This is a genomic window from Ectopseudomonas toyotomiensis (assembly GCF_900115695.1).
GTDB lineage: Bacteria > Pseudomonadota > Gammaproteobacteria > Pseudomonadales > Pseudomonadaceae > Aquipseudomonas > Aquipseudomonas toyotomiensis.
Window position 1 is genome coordinate 620,836 of sequence record NZ_FOXK01000002.1, and the last position, 15,834, is coordinate 636,669.

General features: G+C 62.6%; 18 protein-coding genes. 13 read left to right on the forward strand and 5 right to left on the reverse strand.

Going from position 1 to position 15,834, the window contains the following annotated elements:
• The first annotated feature begins 2 nt into the window (after positions 1-2).
• The 7 genes from cydB to BM186_RS06110 all read left to right on the forward strand — a co-directional run bounded on the left by cydB (position 3) and on the right by BM186_RS06110 (position 8,142).
• On the forward strand, positions 3-1,010 hold the full coding sequence (gene cydB / locus BM186_RS06080) for a cytochrome d ubiquinol oxidase subunit II (protein ID WP_074913904.1): 1,008 nt from the start codon (positions 3-5) through the stop codon (positions 1,008-1,010).
• Between the two features lie 10 nt (positions 1,011-1,020).
• A complete protein-coding gene (locus BM186_RS06085) occupies positions 1,021-1,170 on the forward strand; it encodes a DUF2474 domain-containing protein (protein WP_045734034.1) in 150 nt (49 codons plus the stop codon).
• Between the two features lie 111 nt (positions 1,171-1,281).
• On the forward strand, positions 1,282-1,782 hold the full coding sequence (locus tag BM186_RS06090; RefSeq protein WP_074913905.1) for an RNA polymerase sigma factor: 501 nt from the start codon (positions 1,282-1,284) through the stop codon (positions 1,780-1,782).
• Complete coding sequence (locus BM186_RS06095) at positions 1,772-2,692, forward strand: FecR family protein (RefSeq protein ID WP_074913906.1); 921 nt, start codon at positions 1,772-1,774, stop codon at positions 2,690-2,692. Before BM186_RS06090 ends, BM186_RS06095 begins: the two co-directional genes overlap by 11 nt.
• Positions 2,693-2,863: 171 nt before the next feature.
• A complete protein-coding gene (locus tag BM186_RS06100; RefSeq protein ID WP_074913907.1) occupies positions 2,864-5,275 on the forward strand; it encodes a TonB-dependent receptor in 2,412 nt (803 codons plus the stop codon).
• A 105-nt stretch (positions 5,276-5,380) separates the two neighbouring features.
• Complete coding sequence (locus tag BM186_RS06105; protein ID WP_074913908.1) at positions 5,381-6,823, forward strand: TldD/PmbA family protein; 1,443 nt, start codon at positions 5,381-5,383, stop codon at positions 6,821-6,823.
• On the forward strand, positions 6,823-8,142 hold the full coding sequence (locus tag BM186_RS06110) for a TldD/PmbA family protein (protein ID WP_074913909.1): 1,320 nt from the start codon (positions 6,823-6,825) through the stop codon (positions 8,140-8,142). The genes BM186_RS06105 and BM186_RS06110 overlap by 1 nt, the downstream gene beginning before the upstream one ends.
• Before the next feature lie 4 nt (positions 8,143-8,146).
• Here the strand turns inward: BM186_RS06110 and BM186_RS06115 are convergent, their stop codons facing one another.
• The gene (locus tag BM186_RS06115) at positions 8,147-9,271 is read right to left on the reverse strand and encodes a methyltransferase (protein ID WP_074913910.1); all 1,125 of its coding nucleotides are present in this window, start codon (positions 9,269-9,271) and stop codon (positions 8,147-8,149) included.
• Positions 9,272-9,341: 70 nt separating this feature from the next.
• On the opposite strand from BM186_RS06115, the gene BM186_RS06120 reads away from it, so the two are divergent.
• The gene (locus tag BM186_RS06120) at positions 9,342-10,118 is read left to right on the forward strand and encodes a ferredoxin--NADP reductase (RefSeq protein ID WP_074913913.1); all 777 of its coding nucleotides are present in this window, start codon (positions 9,342-9,344) and stop codon (positions 10,116-10,118) included.
• Here BM186_RS06120 and BM186_RS06125 read toward each other — a convergent pair whose 3' ends face one another.
• On the reverse strand, positions 10,119-11,144 hold the full coding sequence (locus tag BM186_RS06125; RefSeq protein ID WP_074913914.1) for a CNNM domain-containing protein: 1,026 nt from the start codon (positions 11,142-11,144) through the stop codon (positions 10,119-10,121).
• Positions 11,145-11,340: 196 nt separating this feature from the next.
• Between BM186_RS06125 and BM186_RS06130 the strand changes: the two genes are divergently transcribed.
• Positions 11,341-11,589, forward strand: coding sequence for an HP1242/YdcH family protein (locus BM186_RS06130; RefSeq protein WP_017678808.1), 249 nt, complete (start codon positions 11,341-11,343; stop codon positions 11,587-11,589).
• A gap of 68 nt (positions 11,590-11,657) precedes the next feature.
• Positions 11,658-11,936, forward strand: a complete 279-nt coding sequence (locus BM186_RS06135) for an HP1242/YdcH family protein (protein ID WP_072423160.1) — start codon at positions 11,658-11,660, stop codon at positions 11,934-11,936.
• A gap of 75 nt (positions 11,937-12,011) precedes the next feature.
• Here the strand turns inward: BM186_RS06135 and BM186_RS06140 are convergent, their stop codons facing one another.
• A complete protein-coding gene (locus BM186_RS06140) occupies positions 12,012-12,506 on the reverse strand; it encodes a GNAT family N-acetyltransferase (RefSeq protein WP_072423159.1) in 495 nt (164 codons plus the stop codon).
• Between the two features lie 92 nt (positions 12,507-12,598).
• Here BM186_RS06140 and radA point away from each other — a divergent pair, with 92 nt between their 5' ends.
• Positions 12,599-13,957, forward strand: a complete 1,359-nt coding sequence (gene radA, locus BM186_RS06145) for a DNA repair protein RadA (RefSeq protein WP_017678811.1) — start codon at positions 12,599-12,601, stop codon at positions 13,955-13,957.
• 182 nt (positions 13,958-14,139) lie between these two features.
• Positions 14,140-14,286 (forward strand): hypothetical protein, encoded by a 147-nt coding sequence (locus BM186_RS26570; RefSeq protein WP_017678812.1) that lies wholly within the window; start codon positions 14,140-14,142, stop codon positions 14,284-14,286.
• Between the two features lie 146 nt (positions 14,287-14,432).
• Here the strand turns inward: BM186_RS26570 and BM186_RS06150 are convergent, their stop codons facing one another.
• Positions 14,433-14,804, reverse strand: a complete 372-nt coding sequence (locus BM186_RS06150) for a PilZ domain-containing protein (RefSeq protein WP_055984121.1) — start codon at positions 14,802-14,804, stop codon at positions 14,433-14,435.
• A 165-nt stretch (positions 14,805-14,969) separates the two neighbouring features.
• Between BM186_RS06150 and BM186_RS06155 the strand changes: the two genes are divergently transcribed.
• Positions 14,970-15,476 (forward strand): DUF3015 domain-containing protein, encoded by a 507-nt coding sequence (locus BM186_RS06155; protein ID WP_004425035.1) that lies wholly within the window; start codon positions 14,970-14,972, stop codon positions 15,474-15,476.
• A gap of 129 nt (positions 15,477-15,605) precedes the next feature.
• Here the strand turns inward: BM186_RS06155 and BM186_RS06160 are convergent.
• Positions 15,606-15,834: transposase (locus tag BM186_RS06160; protein ID WP_139228001.1), on the reverse strand; the 229-nt coding region annotated here is incomplete at its 5' end.

Below are 15,834 nucleotides of genomic sequence, written 5' to 3' on the forward strand. Positions count from 1 at the left end.
ACATGGGTATCGACCTTTCGCTGATCTGGGCGGTGATCATCGCCTTCGGTGTGATGATGTACGTGGTGATGGATGGCTTCGATCTGGGCATCGGCATCCTCTTTCCCTTCGTTCGTGACGACGGCGAGCGCGACGTGATGATGAACACCGTCGCGCCGGTATGGGACGGCAACGAAACCTGGCTGGTGCTCGGCGGCGCCGGTTTGTTCGGTGCTTTCCCGCTGGCCTACGCGGTGATACTCGACGCCCTGTACCTGCCGTTGATCCTGATGCTGCTGGGGCTGATCTTCCGCGGCGTTGCCTTCGAGTTTCGCTTCAAGGCCAAGGCCGCCAAGCGCCATCTGTGGGATAAGGCCTTCATCGGCGGCTCGCTGACTGCCACCTTCTTCCAGGGCGTGGCACTGGGTGCCTATATCGACGGTTTCGAGGTGGTCAATCGCAGCTTCGCCGGCGGTGCGTTCGACTGGCTGACGCCATTCTCGGTGTTCTGCGGCCTGGCGTTGATCGCTGCCTATGCGTTGCTCGGCTGCACCTGGCTGATCATGAAAACCGAAGGTCGTCTGCAACAGCAGATGCATGATCTGGGGCGCCCGCTGGTATTCGTGGTGCTGGGCGTGACCGGTATCGTCAGTCTGTGGACGCCGTTCGAACACCCGGCGATCGCCGAGCGCTGGTTCAGCCTGCCGAACCTGTTCTGGTTCATGCCGGTGCCGGTGTTGGTGCTGCTGTGCACCTGGGCGCTGCTGCGGGCCGTGGCCAGCAACGCCAACTACTCGCCGTTCCTGCTCACCCTGGCGCTGATCTTCCTCGGCTACAGCGGCCTGGGCATCAGCCTGTGGCCGAACGTGATTCCGCCGTCGATCAGTATCTGGGAGGCCGCCGCACCGCCGCAGAGCCAGGGCTTCATGCTGGTGGGCGCGTTGTTCATTATCCCCTTCATCCTCATGTACACCGCCTGGAGCTATTACGTGTTCCGCGGCAAGGTGACGGTGGATGATGGCTACCACTGAGGGGCGTGAAATGACCAAGGCCGAACAGGATAAAAAGCCGCTGTGGCAGCGTCTGGGTTGGCTGGTGCTGATCTGGGCCTGCAGCGTCACTGCGCTGGGTATCGTGGCCTGGCTGTTGCGCCAGTTCATGAGTGCGGCGGGGTTGGGGACGCCGGGCTGAGCCCGGCGATCCAGCCAATTGCCATTTGGCCTATAGGGTCGAATGGATATATTTGAAAATGATTTGCGCTTGTAATATTTTCTCGGGCTTTCCCGGCACCGAGAACCCTTCGTGTCCCTGCCTGTCGATCCACTGCCCCCTGAAGAGCTATTCCGACGTCATTCCTCGGAGCTGCTGCGCTTCTTCACCCGGCAGACACGCTGCAGCGAGCTCGCCGCCGATCTGCGCCAGGAAACCTGGCTGCGCTTGCAGGGGCGTCGTACCGAGGAGATCGGTAACGTGCGCGCCTTTCTCTACCGCATCGCTCGCAACCTGCTTATCGATCACCATCGTCAACAGCAGACTCGTCCGCAGTCGGCACCGCTCGATGAAGCGCTGGAAAGCGAACTCCCCGAACCCGAACGCGCCATTGAGGACAGTCGCCGTTTGGCTCGTCTGCAAATACTGATGCATGAATTGCCTAAACACCTGCGCCAGGCGCTGTTGTGGAATCGCCTGGACGGCCTGACCCAGCGTGAGATCGGCGAGCGCTTGGGCGTCTCGGAAAGCATGGCCGGACGCTATATCCTCAAGGCCCTCGAATATTGCCAGGAACGCATGGATGACCGCTGAGGCTGATCTGCGTAGCCAAGCCCGGGAGTGGCTGGTGCTGCTGAATTCCGGGCGGGCCAGTGCCGCCGATCACGCGGCGATGGAGCGCTGGCGCCGGACCAGTGCTGAGCATGCCAAGGCGCTGGCGGAAGCGGAAAACCTCTGGGCGCTGCTCGGTCAGGTCGAACGGCCCGCCGCCATCGTGCAGGCCATGCCCAGACGCAAGCGGCGTTGGCCGCTACCACTGGCTAGCGCGGCCTGCCTGCTGCTGGCGCTATGGCTGACCCCGCCAGGCTGGCATGCCGATTTACGTACTCAGGCCGGAGAAATCCGCGAGGTAACGCTGGAGGATGGCTCGCGACTGCAGCTCAATGGCGCCACAGCTATGGACTGGAACGCCGATGCGGACGGCCAGCGCCGGGTGCGTCTGTATCGCGGTCAGGTCGATTTTCAGGTAGCGGCCGATGCTGTCCACCCCTTCGTGATCGAGGCCGGTGAGGCGCGTATTCGCGTCACCGGTACTCGGTTCGACGTCAACCTGCTGGGTGATCAGGTGTTGCTGGCGGTCAGCGAGGGGCATGTACAGGTCAGCGACGCCGACGGTCGCGAGCAAGCCGTTCAGGCTGGCGAGCAGATCGCCTGGCTGGCTGGTCGTCTGCAATCACCGCAGCCACTGGATGCCGCGCGGGCCTTGGCCTGGCAGCGAGGGCGGCTGGTATTCCGCGATCGCCCGTTGACTGAAGTATTCGAGGAGTTGCAGCGCCAGCAAACTCAGCAGGTGCTGTTTCTCGATGCAGCGGCGCGTGAGCTGAAGGTCACCGGCGTATTCGCCTTGGATGATCCACAGGCCTTACTGCGCGCCATCGAGACCGCTCTGCCGGTCAAGCTGACTCACTTGCCGGGCGTGCTGCTGGTGTCGTCCGACGGCTGATCATCCTATCTGACAGCCGCCGGATTGCATCCGGGCTACGACTGGGTGATGCCGCGAATCTTTTTTCGAAATATTTGCTGCTCCGGTTCAGGAATGCGAATTACCTTCGTCTTCTGTTTCTGCAAATGCGACTTTTTCGCATGAATAGCCAGCAGAGCACAGGACATCCGCATGCGTTCGATTCCCTTCCTTCCGACATTGATCGCGCTTTCCCTCGGCCTCACTGCCGCGCAGGTGCAGGCCGTCGAGCTCGACATCCCGGCCCAGCCTCTGGATTCGGCGCTCACCGATTTTGCCGAGCAGGCTGGCATTCGCCTGCTCTACGACGCCAGCCTGACGCGCGGGGTCAGTGGTCGCCAGGCACTCAAGGGGGATTATTCCGTCGGCGAAGGGCTGCAGCAGTTGCTGCAGGGCAGCGGCCTGACTTTCAGTATCGGCGCCGACGGCACCGTCACGCTGATCCCGCGTCCTGATAACAGCGATGTGCTGGAGCTGGGTGCTACCACCGTCAGCGGTCAGCTCGATGGTCGCCGCGACCTGCCGGCCATCTATGCCGGCGGCCAGGTGGCGCGCGGCGCGAACATCGGCCTGCTGGGCAACCAGGACATGCAGGACGTGCCCTTCGCTTTTTCCAGCTACACCTCCGAGCTGATCGAAACGCGCCAGGCGCAGACCCTGGCCGACGTGCTGGCCAGCGATCCGGGTGTGCGCCAGTCCTACGGCTTTGGTAACTTCTCGCAGGTCTTCGTCGTTCGCGGCTTCCAGCTGTACAGCGACGACATCGCCTTCAACGGTCTGTACGGGATATTGCCGCGGCAGATCATTTCCACCGAGTCGGTCGAGCGCGTCGAGGTGTTCAAGGGCGCCAACGCCTTCATCAACGGCGTGGCGCCTGGCGGCAGTGGCGTCGGCGGGGCGATCAACGTGGTCTCCAAGCGCGCCGAGGACACCCCGACTCGCAGCTTCACCCTGGACTACGCCAATGACAGCCGCGTGGGTGGGCATCTTGATCTGGGGCGCCGCTTCGGTGAGGACAATCGCTTCGGTGTGCGAGTCAACCTGGCGCAGCGTGAAGGGGAGACGGCCGTCGACGACGAGCATTCGCGCTTCAGCCTGGCCACCGTTGCCCTGGATTACCGTGGCGAGCGCCTGCGCCTGGCAGCCGACCTTGGCTACCAGAAGCAGCGCGTCAACGAGGGACGTTCAGTTGTCTACCTGACCACCGAATCCAACACCACCGTCACCAGCACTCTCAATGGCAAGGTGCCGTCCGTGCCTGACTCCAAACATAACTACGCGCAGCCCTGGAGTTGGTCGCAGCTGGAGGACAGCTATGGCATGTTCAGCGCCGAGTACGATCTGTCGCCGTCCTGGACCGCCTACCTGATTGGCGGCGGCAAGTACACGCGGGAGAACGGTGTGTACGCCTCCAACTACGTCTATGGCGCCGATGGTGCGGCCCGCATCGGCCGCCTGTATTCGCCGCTCGATCAGGAGACCCTGAGCCTGGCCACCGGCCTGCGTGGCGAACTGCAGACCGGCCCCGTCAGCCACAAGGTCAATCTGGCGGCCAACGGCATCTGGCAGGAAAAGCGCAACGCCTTCGAGTCCACCACCGCCGGCAACCGTGGGCACGGCAACCTGTACGAGGGGCTGCCCGTGCCCGTGCCGACTGCCAGTCTGCCTTCCGGCGATCTGCATGACCCGGATACCACCGCCAAGGTGCAGAACAAGAGCCTGGCGATCTCCGACACCCTGGGTTTTGTCGATGATCGTGTGCTGCTGACGTTGGGCCTGCGCCGGCAGACCATTGGCGCCGACGCCTGGAGCGCGGCCAGTGGCGCCCGTACCTCTAACTACCAGGACAGCATCACCACGCCCGCCTATGGTCTGGTGATCAAACCCACCGAGTACCTCTCGCTCTATGCCAACCGTGTGGAGTCGCTGCAGCAGGGGCCGACCGCGCCCAACGCCGCGAACAACCGCGGGACGATGTTCGCGCCATACCGCTCCAAGCAGACCGAGGTGGGGGTGAAGCTCGACTGGGGGCGCTTCGGGGGCAACCTGAGTGTTTTCCGTATCGAGCAGCCGCAAGGTGTGCTCGACGGCAGGGGCAACTACGGGGTGGATGCCGAGCAGCGTAACCGTGGTATCGAGCTGAGCCTGTTCGGCGAGCCACTCAGCGGGTTGCGCCTGTTGGGAGGGGCGACCTGGACCGAAGCCGAGCTGCGTGGCACGGCCGGTGGGGTCAACGATGGCAACCAGGCCGTCGGGGTGCCCGAATTCCAGTTCAATGTCAGCGCCGACTGGGATGTGCCGGGCGTGCCAGGGCTGAGCCTCAATGGTCTGCTGTTGCGCACCGGTGGTCAGTATGTCGATACCGCCAATGACTACAGCATCCCGGCCTGGACTCGCGTCGATCTGGGCGCGCGCTACAAGACCCGTCTGGACCAGCGCGCCGTGACCTTCAACGCGATAGTGGAGAACGTCGCCGACGAGAACTACTGGGCCTCGGCCAATGGTGGCTACCTGACCCAGGGCGCGCCGCGTACCTTCAAGGTCTCGGCCACGGTCGATTTCTGATCGGGAGCGGGGCGGCGTCTGGCTTTTGCTTGCCGGTCGGCGGTTGATCCCGGTGCGTGCTTGTTCCCATACTGGCCTCCTTTCGTCGCCAGCCAAGGAGGCCCGATGTTCGCCCTCAGCGATACCCTGCAGCGCCGCTTCGCCGCGCTGAAATCCAGCGCTGATTTCTGGTCGCTGCGCCATGTGCAGGAAAGCCGGGCGTCCTACTGGGTACGCCGGCATGTGGCGCAGGCGCCGTCCTTCGTCGACGATACCGGCGCCATGCTCACCGTGCGCATCGCCGGTGTCGAAGCCTATGCGGCCACCAGCGATATCAGCCAGGCCGGCTTGCAGGCTGCGCTGGAGCGCGCCGAGCAGATGGCCCGTGCCATGGTCGGACATAACCTGCTGGATCTCGCCAGCCTGTCGTACCCCACTGAGCAAAGCGACGATGTGATGCCGGGTTACGCGCAGCCGCTGGCGGGCGCCGCTCACTGGTTCGAGCTGCTGATGGCGGAGTCGGCGCTGATTCCCCAGGATGCGCGTCTGGTCGACAGCCATGTTGGCCTGACCTTCACCTGCCATGAGCAGATCTACCTCAACAGCGCTGGCGCCTGCCTGCGTCGTGCCCAGCGTTACGTCTTTCCGCAGGTAGGTGTCACCGCCAGCGATGACGGCGACAGCCAGAGCCGCAGTTTCGGCGGCACCCATCTGGCGCGGCAGGGCGGTGCCGAAGTACTGCAGCAGTTGGGCGTGATCGGCAGCGCCGCGCACATTGCCGACGAGGCGTTGCAGCTGCTGCTGGCGCCCAACACCCCGAACGGTTCGCGCGACCTTTTGCTGATGCCGGACCAGATGATCCTGCAGATCCACGAGTCCATCGGTCATCCGCTGGAGCTGGACCGCATCCTCGGTGACGAGCGCAACTTCGCCGGCACCAGTTTCATTCGCCAGGAAGATTTCGGCCATTACCCATACGGCTCATCGCTGCTCAACGTGACCTTCGATCCGGGCGTGCCAGGCGAGCTGGCCAGCTATAGCCATGATGACGACGGCAGCCCGGCGCAGCGCCACTACCTGATCCGCGATGGCATCCTCCAGCGCCCGCTCGGCGGTGCGCTGTCGCAGTGGCGCAGTGGCCTGCCGGGTGTGGCCAACAGCCGTGCGTGCAACTGGAACCGGCCGCCCATCGATCGCATGGCCAATCTCAATCTGGAGCCGGGTGACAGGACTCAGGCCGAGCTGATCGGCGGTATCGAGCGCGGCATCCTGATGAGCAACAACCGCTCCTGGTCGATCGACGATGCGCGCAACAAATTCCAGTTCGGCTGCGAATGGGGCCAGTTGATCGAAAACGGCGAACTCAAGGGCGTGGTGAAGAACCCCAACTACCGCGGCATCAGCTCGCGGTTCTGGCGCAACCTGCGTGCGGTAGGCGACGCCAGCACCTTCGAGGTGATGGGCACGCCCTATTGCGGCAAGGGCGAACCCAACCAGGTGATCCGTGCCGGGCATGCCTCGCCGGCCTGCGTCTTCGCCGATATCGACGTTTTCGGAGGGGCTGCCTGATGGATGCACGTCAGCATTTCAGTGCGTTGCTGGAGCACCTGCAGGCGCAGGTCGTGGGCAAGGAGGGCTTCACCCTGGCCTACGGCGCCGAGGTTTCCAGCTTTATCCGTTTCAACCAGGGCCAGGTGCGTCAGGCCGGCGATGTGCAGCAGATCTACGTCATCCTGTCGCTGTACCAGGGCCAGCGCCACGCCGAAAGCAAACTGGCGCTCAGTGGCGTGCTCGATGAGGATTTGCCGCGCCTGCAGCAGATAGTGCTGCGCCTGCGAGGCGTGCTGCCAACCTTGAGTGACGACCCTTATCTGCGCTTGAATCGTGAGGCCTGGCGCAGTGAGTTGGCGGGCGAGGCGGCGCCCCTGGATAGCGCGGCCATGGCACAGCAGATCGTCGTTGCGGCGGCTGGCCTGGATCTGGTCGGCTTTCTGGCCGTGGGGCCGCAGTACCAGGGCTTCGCCAGTTCCTGGGGCGCCTTCGGCTGGTACGCCGCGAGCAGTTTCAATTTCGAGTTCAGCCTGTTCCACGACAACGGCCAGGCCGTGAAAAGCACCTATGCCGGCGAGCAATGGGACGCCCAGGCGTTCGCTCGCAAACTCGATGGCGCGCGACAGCAACTGGCGTTTCTCGGGCGTCCGGCCAAGGCGCTGCAGCCGGGTGCCTATCGCGCCTATCTGACGCCGGCTGCGCTGGAGGAACTGGTCAGCCTGTGCTGCTGGGGCTTCGGCGCCCAGGCACTGGCGTCGGGTGGTAGTCCCTTGCAGCGTCTGTTCAATGGCAAGGCCGAACTTAGCCCGTTGGTGACGATCGACGAACGCATCGAGGGTGGCTTGGCGCCGGCTTTCACCTCCGAAGGGCCACGCCAGCCGCTGCGCCTGATCAGCCAGGGGCGAGCTGGTGAGCGCCTGGTCAGCTCGCGCAGTGCCGCCGAGTACGGGTTGATCGCCAATGGTGCATGCAGTGGCGAATATCCGCTGTCCTTGCACATGCGAGGCGGTGAGTTGGACGAGCCCGACGTGCTGCAACGCCTTGGCACCGGCCTGTATATCGGCAACCTGTGGTACGGCAATTTCTCCGACCTGCCCGCCGCACGCCTGACCGGCATGACCCGCTTCGCCACGTTCTGGGTCGAGGATGGGCAGATCCAGGCGCCGCTGAACACCATGCGTTTCGACGACTCGCTGTTCGACTTCCTCGGCCCGCAACTGGAGGCGCTGAGCCGCGAACCGGAGCTGCTGTTGCCAGGCGGCACCTACGGCGCCAGGCAGTCGGGCTCGATGGCCTTGCCGGGCGCCTTGCTGTCGCGGTTCACCCTGACTTTGTAGGGGCCTATTTTCTTGCCCTGAGCACCACGAACTTCGGGTTGGCCGCGACCTGCTCGACACCACGGAACAGCCGCCCCAGCTTGGCGTGGTAGCCCAGGTGGCGGTTGCCGACGATCCACAGTTCGCCGCCGGTGACCAACGCCGCGCGGGCCTGCTGGAACATGCGCCAGGCGAGAAAATCACCGACCACCTGCTGCTGGTGGAAAGGCGGGTTGCACAGCACCAGGTCCAGCGAGTCAGCCGGCTGCTCGGCCAGGCCGTCGCCAGCACGGATCGTTACAGGTCGATTACCGAGGGCCGCCCGCCAGTTTTCCTGCGCCGATTGCACGGCCATATAGGACTCGTCCACCAGCGTCAGTTCCGCTTGCGGGCTGCCCAGGGCGTAGGCGATGCCGAGCACGCCATTGCCACAACCGAGATCGGCGACGCGCACGCGCCCGAGATGACGTGGCAGATGCGGAAGAAAGGCGCGGGTACCTATATCCAGGCCGTCGCGACAGAATACGTTGGCGTGATTGACCAGCTCCAGCGCCGGTTTATCCAGGCGGTAGCGGGTCGGGTAGGGCGAGTCCGGTGCTGCCTTGGTTTCAGGCGTGGCGACCAGCAGGCGGGCTTTCTTCACTGCCAGCGAGGCCTGCACCGGGCCGATGTATTGCTCCAGCAGATCACCGGCGGCGCGCGGCAGGTGTTTGATCATCGCCCCAGCGACCACGCGGGCATTTGGCGCCAACTGGCCATGCAGGCGAATCAGTTGCTCCTCCAGCAGTGCCAGGGTCTTGGGCACACGAATCAGCACCCAGTCGAACGGCCCTTGCGGTGTTTCGCAGCTCGGCAGAAAGGTCACCGTATCGCCACTCAGGCCATTGCTGGCGAGGTTCTTCTGCAGGGCGAGAAAGCCCAGGTGCGAGTCACCGCTGCTGGTCACCTGGCAGTGTCCGTCCAGCGAACAGGCGAGGGCGCCGAAGTTGTCGTTGAGTAGCAGCACGCGGCTGCCTGCCTCGATACCTTGCTCATGAAGATGACCCAGCAGGTATTCGTCGGCGGCATCGAAGGCTTGGAGCGGCTCATTCGCCTGGTGCGGCTGACGCTGCAGTTCGAGGCTGGCGAAGGGGGTGTCGAGAGTAGGCATGCAAACCTTCGGTGTTTGTCGCTGGCCGATTGCGCCAGACTGGACGGGTATTCAATGAAGGGGGGAGATTATGACCGTCAGCGAGGACAAGTTCACCCGTCAGACGCTGCTTGAGGTACACAGCCTGACCCCGAGCCTGTTCACCCTGCGCACCACGCGGGATGCGGGCTTTCGTTTTCGCGCCGGGCAGTTCGTACGCCTGGGCGTGGAGAAAGCCGATGGCAGTGTGGTTTGGCGCGCCTACTCGCTGGTGTCCGCGCCGCATGATGAGTTCCTCGAGTTCTTCTCCATCGTGGTGCCGGGCGGCGAGTTCACCAGCGAGTTGAGCAGACTGCGCGTTGGCGACAGCTTGCTGGTGGAGAAGATGGCGACCGGCTTTCTGACCCTGGATCGTTTCGTCGATGGCCGCGACCTCTGGTTGCTCGGCAGTGGCACTGGCATCGCGCCGTTCTTGTCGATCCTGCAGGACTTCGAGGTGTGGCAGCGCTTCGAGCGTATCGTGCTGGTGTACAGCGCGCGCAGCTTCGCCGAGCTGGCTTATCAGCCGCTGATCCGGAGTTTCGCCGAGTTGGAACACCTGGCCGAATTCGCTCACAAGCTCACCTACCTGCCGGTGGTCACTCGCGAGCAAGCGCCGGGCTGCCTGAATGCACGTATCACCGAGCTACTCGACAAGGGTGAGCTGGAGTGCGCCGCCGGGCTCGAGCTGACGCCTGAATATTCGCGAGTGATGATCTGCGGCAACCCGCAGATGATCGACGACATTCGTCAGCGTCTGAAGGTGCGCGGCCTGAATCTGAGCCTGACCCGGCGGCCGGGTCAGGTGGCGGTGGAGAATTACTGGTGATCAGTCTTCGCGGATTGCCTTGAGTCGATGTTCCCAACGGCGCTTGGCGAAGCGGCGCATGTTGGGGATATCGTCGGTCTCGTCGAGAATCGGCTTGCCGATGATGGTTTCCATGATGTCTTCCAGCGTCACCAGGCCGTGCCAGCTACCGAACTCGTCGTACACCAGACACATGTGCTGACGCTCCTGCATGAGCAGGGTCATCAGGTTTTCCACGTTCATGCTGTCCGGCACGACCTTGAGCGGCTTCATGATCTGGGTGATCGGTTCGCCATCGTTCTCGGCCGCCAGGGCGTCATAACGGAACACCACGCCCAGCGGCGACTCGTCCTCGCCAATCACCGGGTAACGGGAGAACTGGCTCTCGCGGGCACGTGCCTTGAACGCAGCGATCGATTCATCCGGTGCGGCGGATTCGCAGACGATGCGCGGGGTCATGATGTCGCGTAGACGGATCTCGTGCAGATCGAGGATGTTGCTGATCACCCGCTGTTCGTCTTCGTCGAGCTTGCCCACTTCGCGGCCAAGCAGGGTCAGCGCCTTGATCTCCTGGCGAATGTCGTGCTCCGGCTCCTTGCCGCCGAACAGACGCATGATCAGGTCCGACATGACGATGAACGGCTTGAGCAGCAGGATCATCGCCCGCAGCAGGCTGGGCAGGATAGGCGCCAGGGCACGCCAGTAACGGGCACCGATGGTCTTCGGTAGAATCTCCGAAAGCACAAGGATCAGCAGGGTCATGACCGCCGAGGCGATACCCAGGTAACCGTCACCGAAGACGATCGCCACCTGCGCACCAACGCCGGTAGCACCAACGGTATGCGCCACGGTGTTGAGGGTCAGGATGGCTGCCAGCGGCTGGTCGATCTTGTCTTTGAGCTCCTTCAGCCTTTCGTACAGCTGCGGTTTTGCGACCTTCTGCTGAGCGATGTAACTGGGCGTGAGGGAGAGCAGAGCGGCTTCGAGGATGGAACAGATGAACGAAACCAGAATGGAGAGGACAGCGAACGCTATCAGGAGTGTCATGTAGAGGGATAAGTTGCCAAGGGTCGGTCAATTTAGCGCAAGCGCAGTGGAAAAAGCAGAAAAGCTGCAACATTTCATGTCCTGATGCTGGCGCGGTTGCAGTTCGCTGCCTGAGGTCTTGTCTGCCGATAGTTCACTGGCTGCACGTAGCCCAGCTTCGACTAGGCTAAAGGAACACTATCTGGGGAGGTCCTCCATGCCGCTTGAACATCACCCGTTGACTCGCGAATTCCCTCAGCAAGGCGACGTCATGCGTAAGCTGATGCAAAGTCACCCGCACTTCCCTCGCCTGGCTGGCGAATATGAAGCGCTGGACAAGCGCATCTACGAAATAGAGGACGGTCGCGAGGCTGTCGACGACCTGACCTTGCAGGGGCTCAAACTGCAGCGTGTGGGCCTCAAGGACGAGATCGCCGATCTGCTGCGCAAGGCGGGCAGTGCTTGACCCGGATCAAATGAACGGTCGACGTGCAGCGCTAGGCTGGAGCCATCTTCCCTGTCAGAGGCTTCCTCATGCACGTCGACCACCATCCGCTGGTTCATGATTTTCCCGAACTGCGCAACGAACTGCAGCGTCTGCGGCAGAGCGATGAGCAGTTCTCTCGCCGGGCCGAAGAATACGAAGCGCTGGACAAGCGCATCTGCCGTATCGAGGACGGTATCGAGTTGCTCGATGACGTCACCCTCAGTGCGCTGAAACTCAACCGCGTGGCAATGAAGGACGAACTGGCGCGCCAGCTCAAACGCGCGGCGGGGCAGTGCTGCGGTTGTGGCAATGGCTGCAAGGGCTGAGTCGTAGAAGCCGGCTTGCCGGCGTGTTGGTGAAAGGCTGATCGCCCGCACATGGGCTCCTGCGATCAGGCGTTTTCAATGTACGGGCGGGTTGATCAGATAAGTGAGCAGCCCGTCCGCCTCTTCTTCTGTCCACACTTCGCGCGCCGGTCTGGGCCATTCGCTCAACAGCTGCTGCCAAAAGGCACAGGCCAACTCATCCTGACGGTAGAAACGCAGCAGCCAGGGCCTGCCGTCGCCCATCACCTGCTGTACCAGGGCGCGACCGATGCCCTGGCGACGATACTTTTTCAGGATGAACAGGTCGGCGAACTCCGGCACATCAAGACCGGGTAACTCGCTCTGTTCGATCAGCAGGAAACCGGCAATGAAGCCATCGGCCAGTATCAGTTGCGCACTCCAGCCCGGCTCCTGCCAATAGCGCTCCAGGTGGGGGTGGTGGATGTAGAAGCGACCGTCCGTCTCCACGTCTTCTTGCTCCCAGTCCGAGCTTTCGTAGGCGTAGAACTGGTAGAGGTTGGCCAGTAGCGGCAGCTGTTCGGCACTGGTGGGTAGCAGTTGGATCTGCATAGGTGCATTCCGGGCAAAGTGGCTGTGGTCTGTAAATTTATCCAGTTGTTCGGTATCGTTCCAGCCTTCGTTCAGCGGCAGGATTGATCGCAATGGCCAAGGCAAAACGCATGTACGGCTGCACCGAGTGCGGCGCCACCTTTCCCAAATGGGCAGGGCAGTGTGGTGAATGCGGCGCCTGGAATACCTTGGTCGAAACCGTGGTCGAGGGCGCCACGCCCAGCGGGCGCACTGGCTGGGCCGGCGACAAGGCCAATATCAAGACTCTGGCTGAAGTCAGTGTCGAGGAAATCCCGCGCTTTTCCACCGCTTCCGGTGAACTCGATCGGGTGCTCGGTGGCGGTCTGGTGGATGGCTCGGTGGTGCTGATCGGTGGCGACCCAGGCATCGGCAAGTCGACCATTTTACTGCAGACCCTGTGCAATATCGCCACGCGTTTTCCCGCCCTCTATGTCACTGGCGAGGAATCGCAGCAGCAGGTGGCCATGCGTGCGCGGCGGCTGGATCTGCCGCAGGACAAGCTCAAGGTAATGACCGAAACCTGCATCGAATCGATCATCGCCACCGTGCGCCAGGAAAAGCCCAAGGTCATGGTCATCGACTCGATCCAGACCATTTTCACCGAGCAATTGCAGTCTGCCCCCGGTGGCGTCGCTCAAGTGCGTGAGAGTGCGGCGCTGCTGGTGCGCTTCGCCAAGCAGAGCGGCACGGCGATCTTTCTCGTCGGTCACGTTACCAAGGAAGGCGCGTTGGCCGGCCCGCGCGTGCTGGAGCACATGGTCGACACCGTGCTGTATTTCGAGGGCGAGTCCGACGGTCGCTTGCGCCTGCTACGGGCGGTGAAGAACCGTTTCGGCGCGGTCAACGAACTGGGCGTATTCGGCATGACCGACAAGGGCCTCAAGGAAGTCTCCAACCCCTCGGCGATCTTCCTCACCCGCGCGCAGGAGGCGGTGCCCGGCAGTGTGGTGATGGCCACCTGGGAAGGCTCGCGACCGATGCTGGTGGAGGTGCAGGCGCTGGTCGACACCAGTCATCTGGGCAACCCGCGTCGCGTCACCCTGGGCCTGGATCAGAACCGCCTGGCCATGCTGCTGGCGGTACTGCACCGCCACGGAGGCATTCCGACCTATGACCAGGACGTGTTTCTCAATGTGGTTGGTGGGGTCAAGGTGCTGGAAACGGCGTCCGACCTGGCGCTGATGGCGGCGGTGATCTCCAGTCTGCGCAACCGGCCGTTGCAGCACGACTTGCTGGTGTTCGGCGAGATCGGCCTGTCCGGCGAGATTCGTCCGGTGCCGAGTGGTCAGGAGCGTTTGAAGGAGGCGGCCAAGCACGGCTTCAAGCGCGCCATCGTGCCCAAGGGCAATGCGCCCAAGGAGGCGCCGCCTGGGCTGCAGATCGTCGCCGTTACGCGCCTGGAGCAGGCGCTGGATGCGCTGTTCGAATAGAGGAGGGCGTAGCCCGGATGCAATCCGAGACTTTTGTGGTGCTGTTCTTACCGGATTTCATCCGCGCTACTGGACTGCGGCGTTCTGCCGCGATCAGGCACCGGCGAAAATTGACCGAGGTCAATAGGTAGCAGGCTATCGGCGCGCAGCATGAAGGCGTATCCACTGAAGGAGACGCCATCATGTTCCTGTTCTTCGATTTCTTTTCCCGGGCTTTCAACTTCGACGCCAAGGCCATCGAGTCGCGCGATGCACGCCGTCAGGCGCAGCGTATTCAGGCGCGTCGCCAGCGTCGTGAACAGGCTGAGGCTGCCTGCTTGCGCCATTGACTGCTAGGCTCTGTACGAAAAGTGCCTGCGCTCGGTGATGCTTCGTTAAAAACCGGTTCGGAATGCTCATTTACCACTCGTAAACTGCGCTTCCTCACCGGTTTTTGCCTCGCCTGACCTTCGCTCGACGACTTTTCGTATAGAACCTAGTCGTCTTCGCCCAATGCCGCCAGTTCGCGCTCCAGCAGCTGTTCATCGCCGAGGTTGAGTTCGACCAGGCGGCGCAGGTGGCTGATGGAATCCAGGTCGATATGGCGGCAGACGAAACCGAGAGACTGCGGCTGGGTGCGCGTCAGTACCACTTCCATCTTCACCTTGGCTTCGTCCCCCAGTTCGATAAGGGCTTCGAAGGGCTGGTTCGGGTCCCCGTTCCAATCACGAGGGGTCTTGATCAGCAGGCCCTTGAGAGAGATATCGTGCAGAGCTGCCGACCATTGCCGCTCACCCTGAGCGATGACGGTGGGGGCGTCGAAGGCAATGCGCTGAAAGCGCCGACGCTCGTTGGCTGATTCACTCATGCCCATACTCCTGAAGGATTTACATCACTATAGCCAAGGCTGACGGCCCCGTGCTTCGTCCCTGTGTCGCAGGACGCAACCGAGACGCATGAGTTTGACAGGTGGCCAAGTCTCGCCAAAGCTCCTTGTGTAGTTTTTATTACTCGATATTGCGGAGCGATAGACATGAGCAAGCGACTGCTAGGCAAAGGTTTGGTCTTCGGCCTGTTGAGCATGGCCAGTGTTGGCGCATTTGCCGACGCTGCGGGCGGCAATGGCTGCGGCTGGGGCAACATGCTGTTCGAAGGGCAGCGTGGCATGGCCCCGCACTTCTTGGCCACCACCACCAATGGCACCTCGGGTAATGCCACCTTCGGCATGACCTCCGGTACCAACGGTTGCGACACCAGTGGTGCGCTGGGCTACAACGGCCGCTCCATGCTGGCGATGAATGGCATGCTCGATTCGATTGCCGAAGACATGGCCATGGGCCAGGGCGAGGCGCTGGACGCCTACGCAACCTTGCTGGGTGTGGAGGCTCAGGATCGTGCGCACTTCGCCAAGGTCACTCACGACAACTTCGGCAGCATCTTCAGCAAAGCCGACGCTACCAGTGAGCAGGTGCTGGCAGCCACGCTCGAGGTGATGAGCCGTGACGCGCAACTGGCGCGCTACGTAAAACAGCCGGCCTGAGGCAAATTGAAGGCAAAAAGAAGCCCGCCAATCCAGAGCGTGTGAAAACGCACTGACGCCAGAAAAATCCAACGCCCCGACTGGTTCGGGGCGTTGGTGTTTTTGAAGCATGGAAATGGAAAGCGGGATTTACCCCAACAGCTCGATCAACCGACGGGCACCCATCACATTGATGGCACGCTTCAGGTTGTAGGCGTTGACCGCCAGGGCCATTTCCGTCCGAGCGCCCTGCAGTTGTCGGAGCAGGAAGCGACCATTACCCAAAATCCATTGCTTCAGGTTGCCGAAGGGATGTTCGACGATGGAGCGGCGCCTGACCATCATCTCTGGATGCACCTGCATCCGCTGATGCATGCGT

What these genes read in the sequence shown, in the direction of transcription:
- BM186_RS06095 (WP_074913906.1), top strand. Translation starts at nt 1,772, where the DNA reads ATGACCGCTGAGGCTGATCTGCGTAGCCAAGCCCGGGAGTGGCTGGTG.
- BM186_RS06110 (WP_074913909.1), top strand. Translation starts at nt 6,823, where the DNA reads ATGGATGCACGTCAGCATTTCAGTGCGTTGCTGGAGCACCTGCAGGCG.
- BM186_RS06150 (WP_055984121.1), bottom strand. Translation starts at nt 14,804, where the DNA reads ATGAGTGAATCAGCCAACGAGCGTCGGCGCTTTCAGCGCATTGCCTTC.
- BM186_RS06120 (WP_074913913.1), top strand. Translation starts at nt 9,342, where the DNA reads ATGACCGTCAGCGAGGACAAGTTCACCCGTCAGACGCTGCTTGAGGTA.
- BM186_RS26570 (WP_017678812.1), top strand. Translation starts at nt 14,140, where the DNA reads ATGTTCCTGTTCTTCGATTTCTTTTCCCGGGCTTTCAACTTCGACGCC.
- BM186_RS06085 (WP_045734034.1), top strand. Translation starts at nt 1,021, where the DNA reads ATGACCAAGGCCGAACAGGATAAAAAGCCGCTGTGGCAGCGTCTGGGT.
- cydB (WP_074913904.1), top strand. Translation starts at nt 3, where the DNA reads ATGGGTATCGACCTTTCGCTGATCTGGGCGGTGATCATCGCCTTCGGT.
- BM186_RS06135 (WP_072423160.1), top strand. Translation starts at nt 11,658, where the DNA reads ATGCACGTCGACCACCATCCGCTGGTTCATGATTTTCCCGAACTGCGC.
- BM186_RS06140 (WP_072423159.1), bottom strand. Translation starts at nt 12,506, where the DNA reads ATGCAGATCCAACTGCTACCCACCAGTGCCGAACAGCTGCCGCTACTG.
- BM186_RS06155 (WP_004425035.1), top strand. Translation starts at nt 14,970, where the DNA reads ATGAGCAAGCGACTGCTAGGCAAAGGTTTGGTCTTCGGCCTGTTGAGC.
- BM186_RS06130 (WP_017678808.1), top strand. Translation starts at nt 11,341, where the DNA reads ATGCCGCTTGAACATCACCCGTTGACTCGCGAATTCCCTCAGCAAGGC.
- BM186_RS06105 (WP_074913908.1), top strand. Translation starts at nt 5,381, where the DNA reads ATGTTCGCCCTCAGCGATACCCTGCAGCGCCGCTTCGCCGCGCTGAAA.
- BM186_RS06115 (WP_074913910.1), bottom strand. Translation starts at nt 9,271, where the DNA reads ATGCCTACTCTCGACACCCCCTTCGCCAGCCTCGAACTGCAGCGTCAG.
- BM186_RS06100 (WP_074913907.1), top strand. Translation starts at nt 2,864, where the DNA reads ATGCGTTCGATTCCCTTCCTTCCGACATTGATCGCGCTTTCCCTCGGC.
- BM186_RS06125 (WP_074913914.1), bottom strand. Translation starts at nt 11,144, where the DNA reads ATGACACTCCTGATAGCGTTCGCTGTCCTCTCCATTCTGGTTTCGTTC.
- radA (WP_017678811.1), top strand. Translation starts at nt 12,599, where the DNA reads ATGGCCAAGGCAAAACGCATGTACGGCTGCACCGAGTGCGGCGCCACC.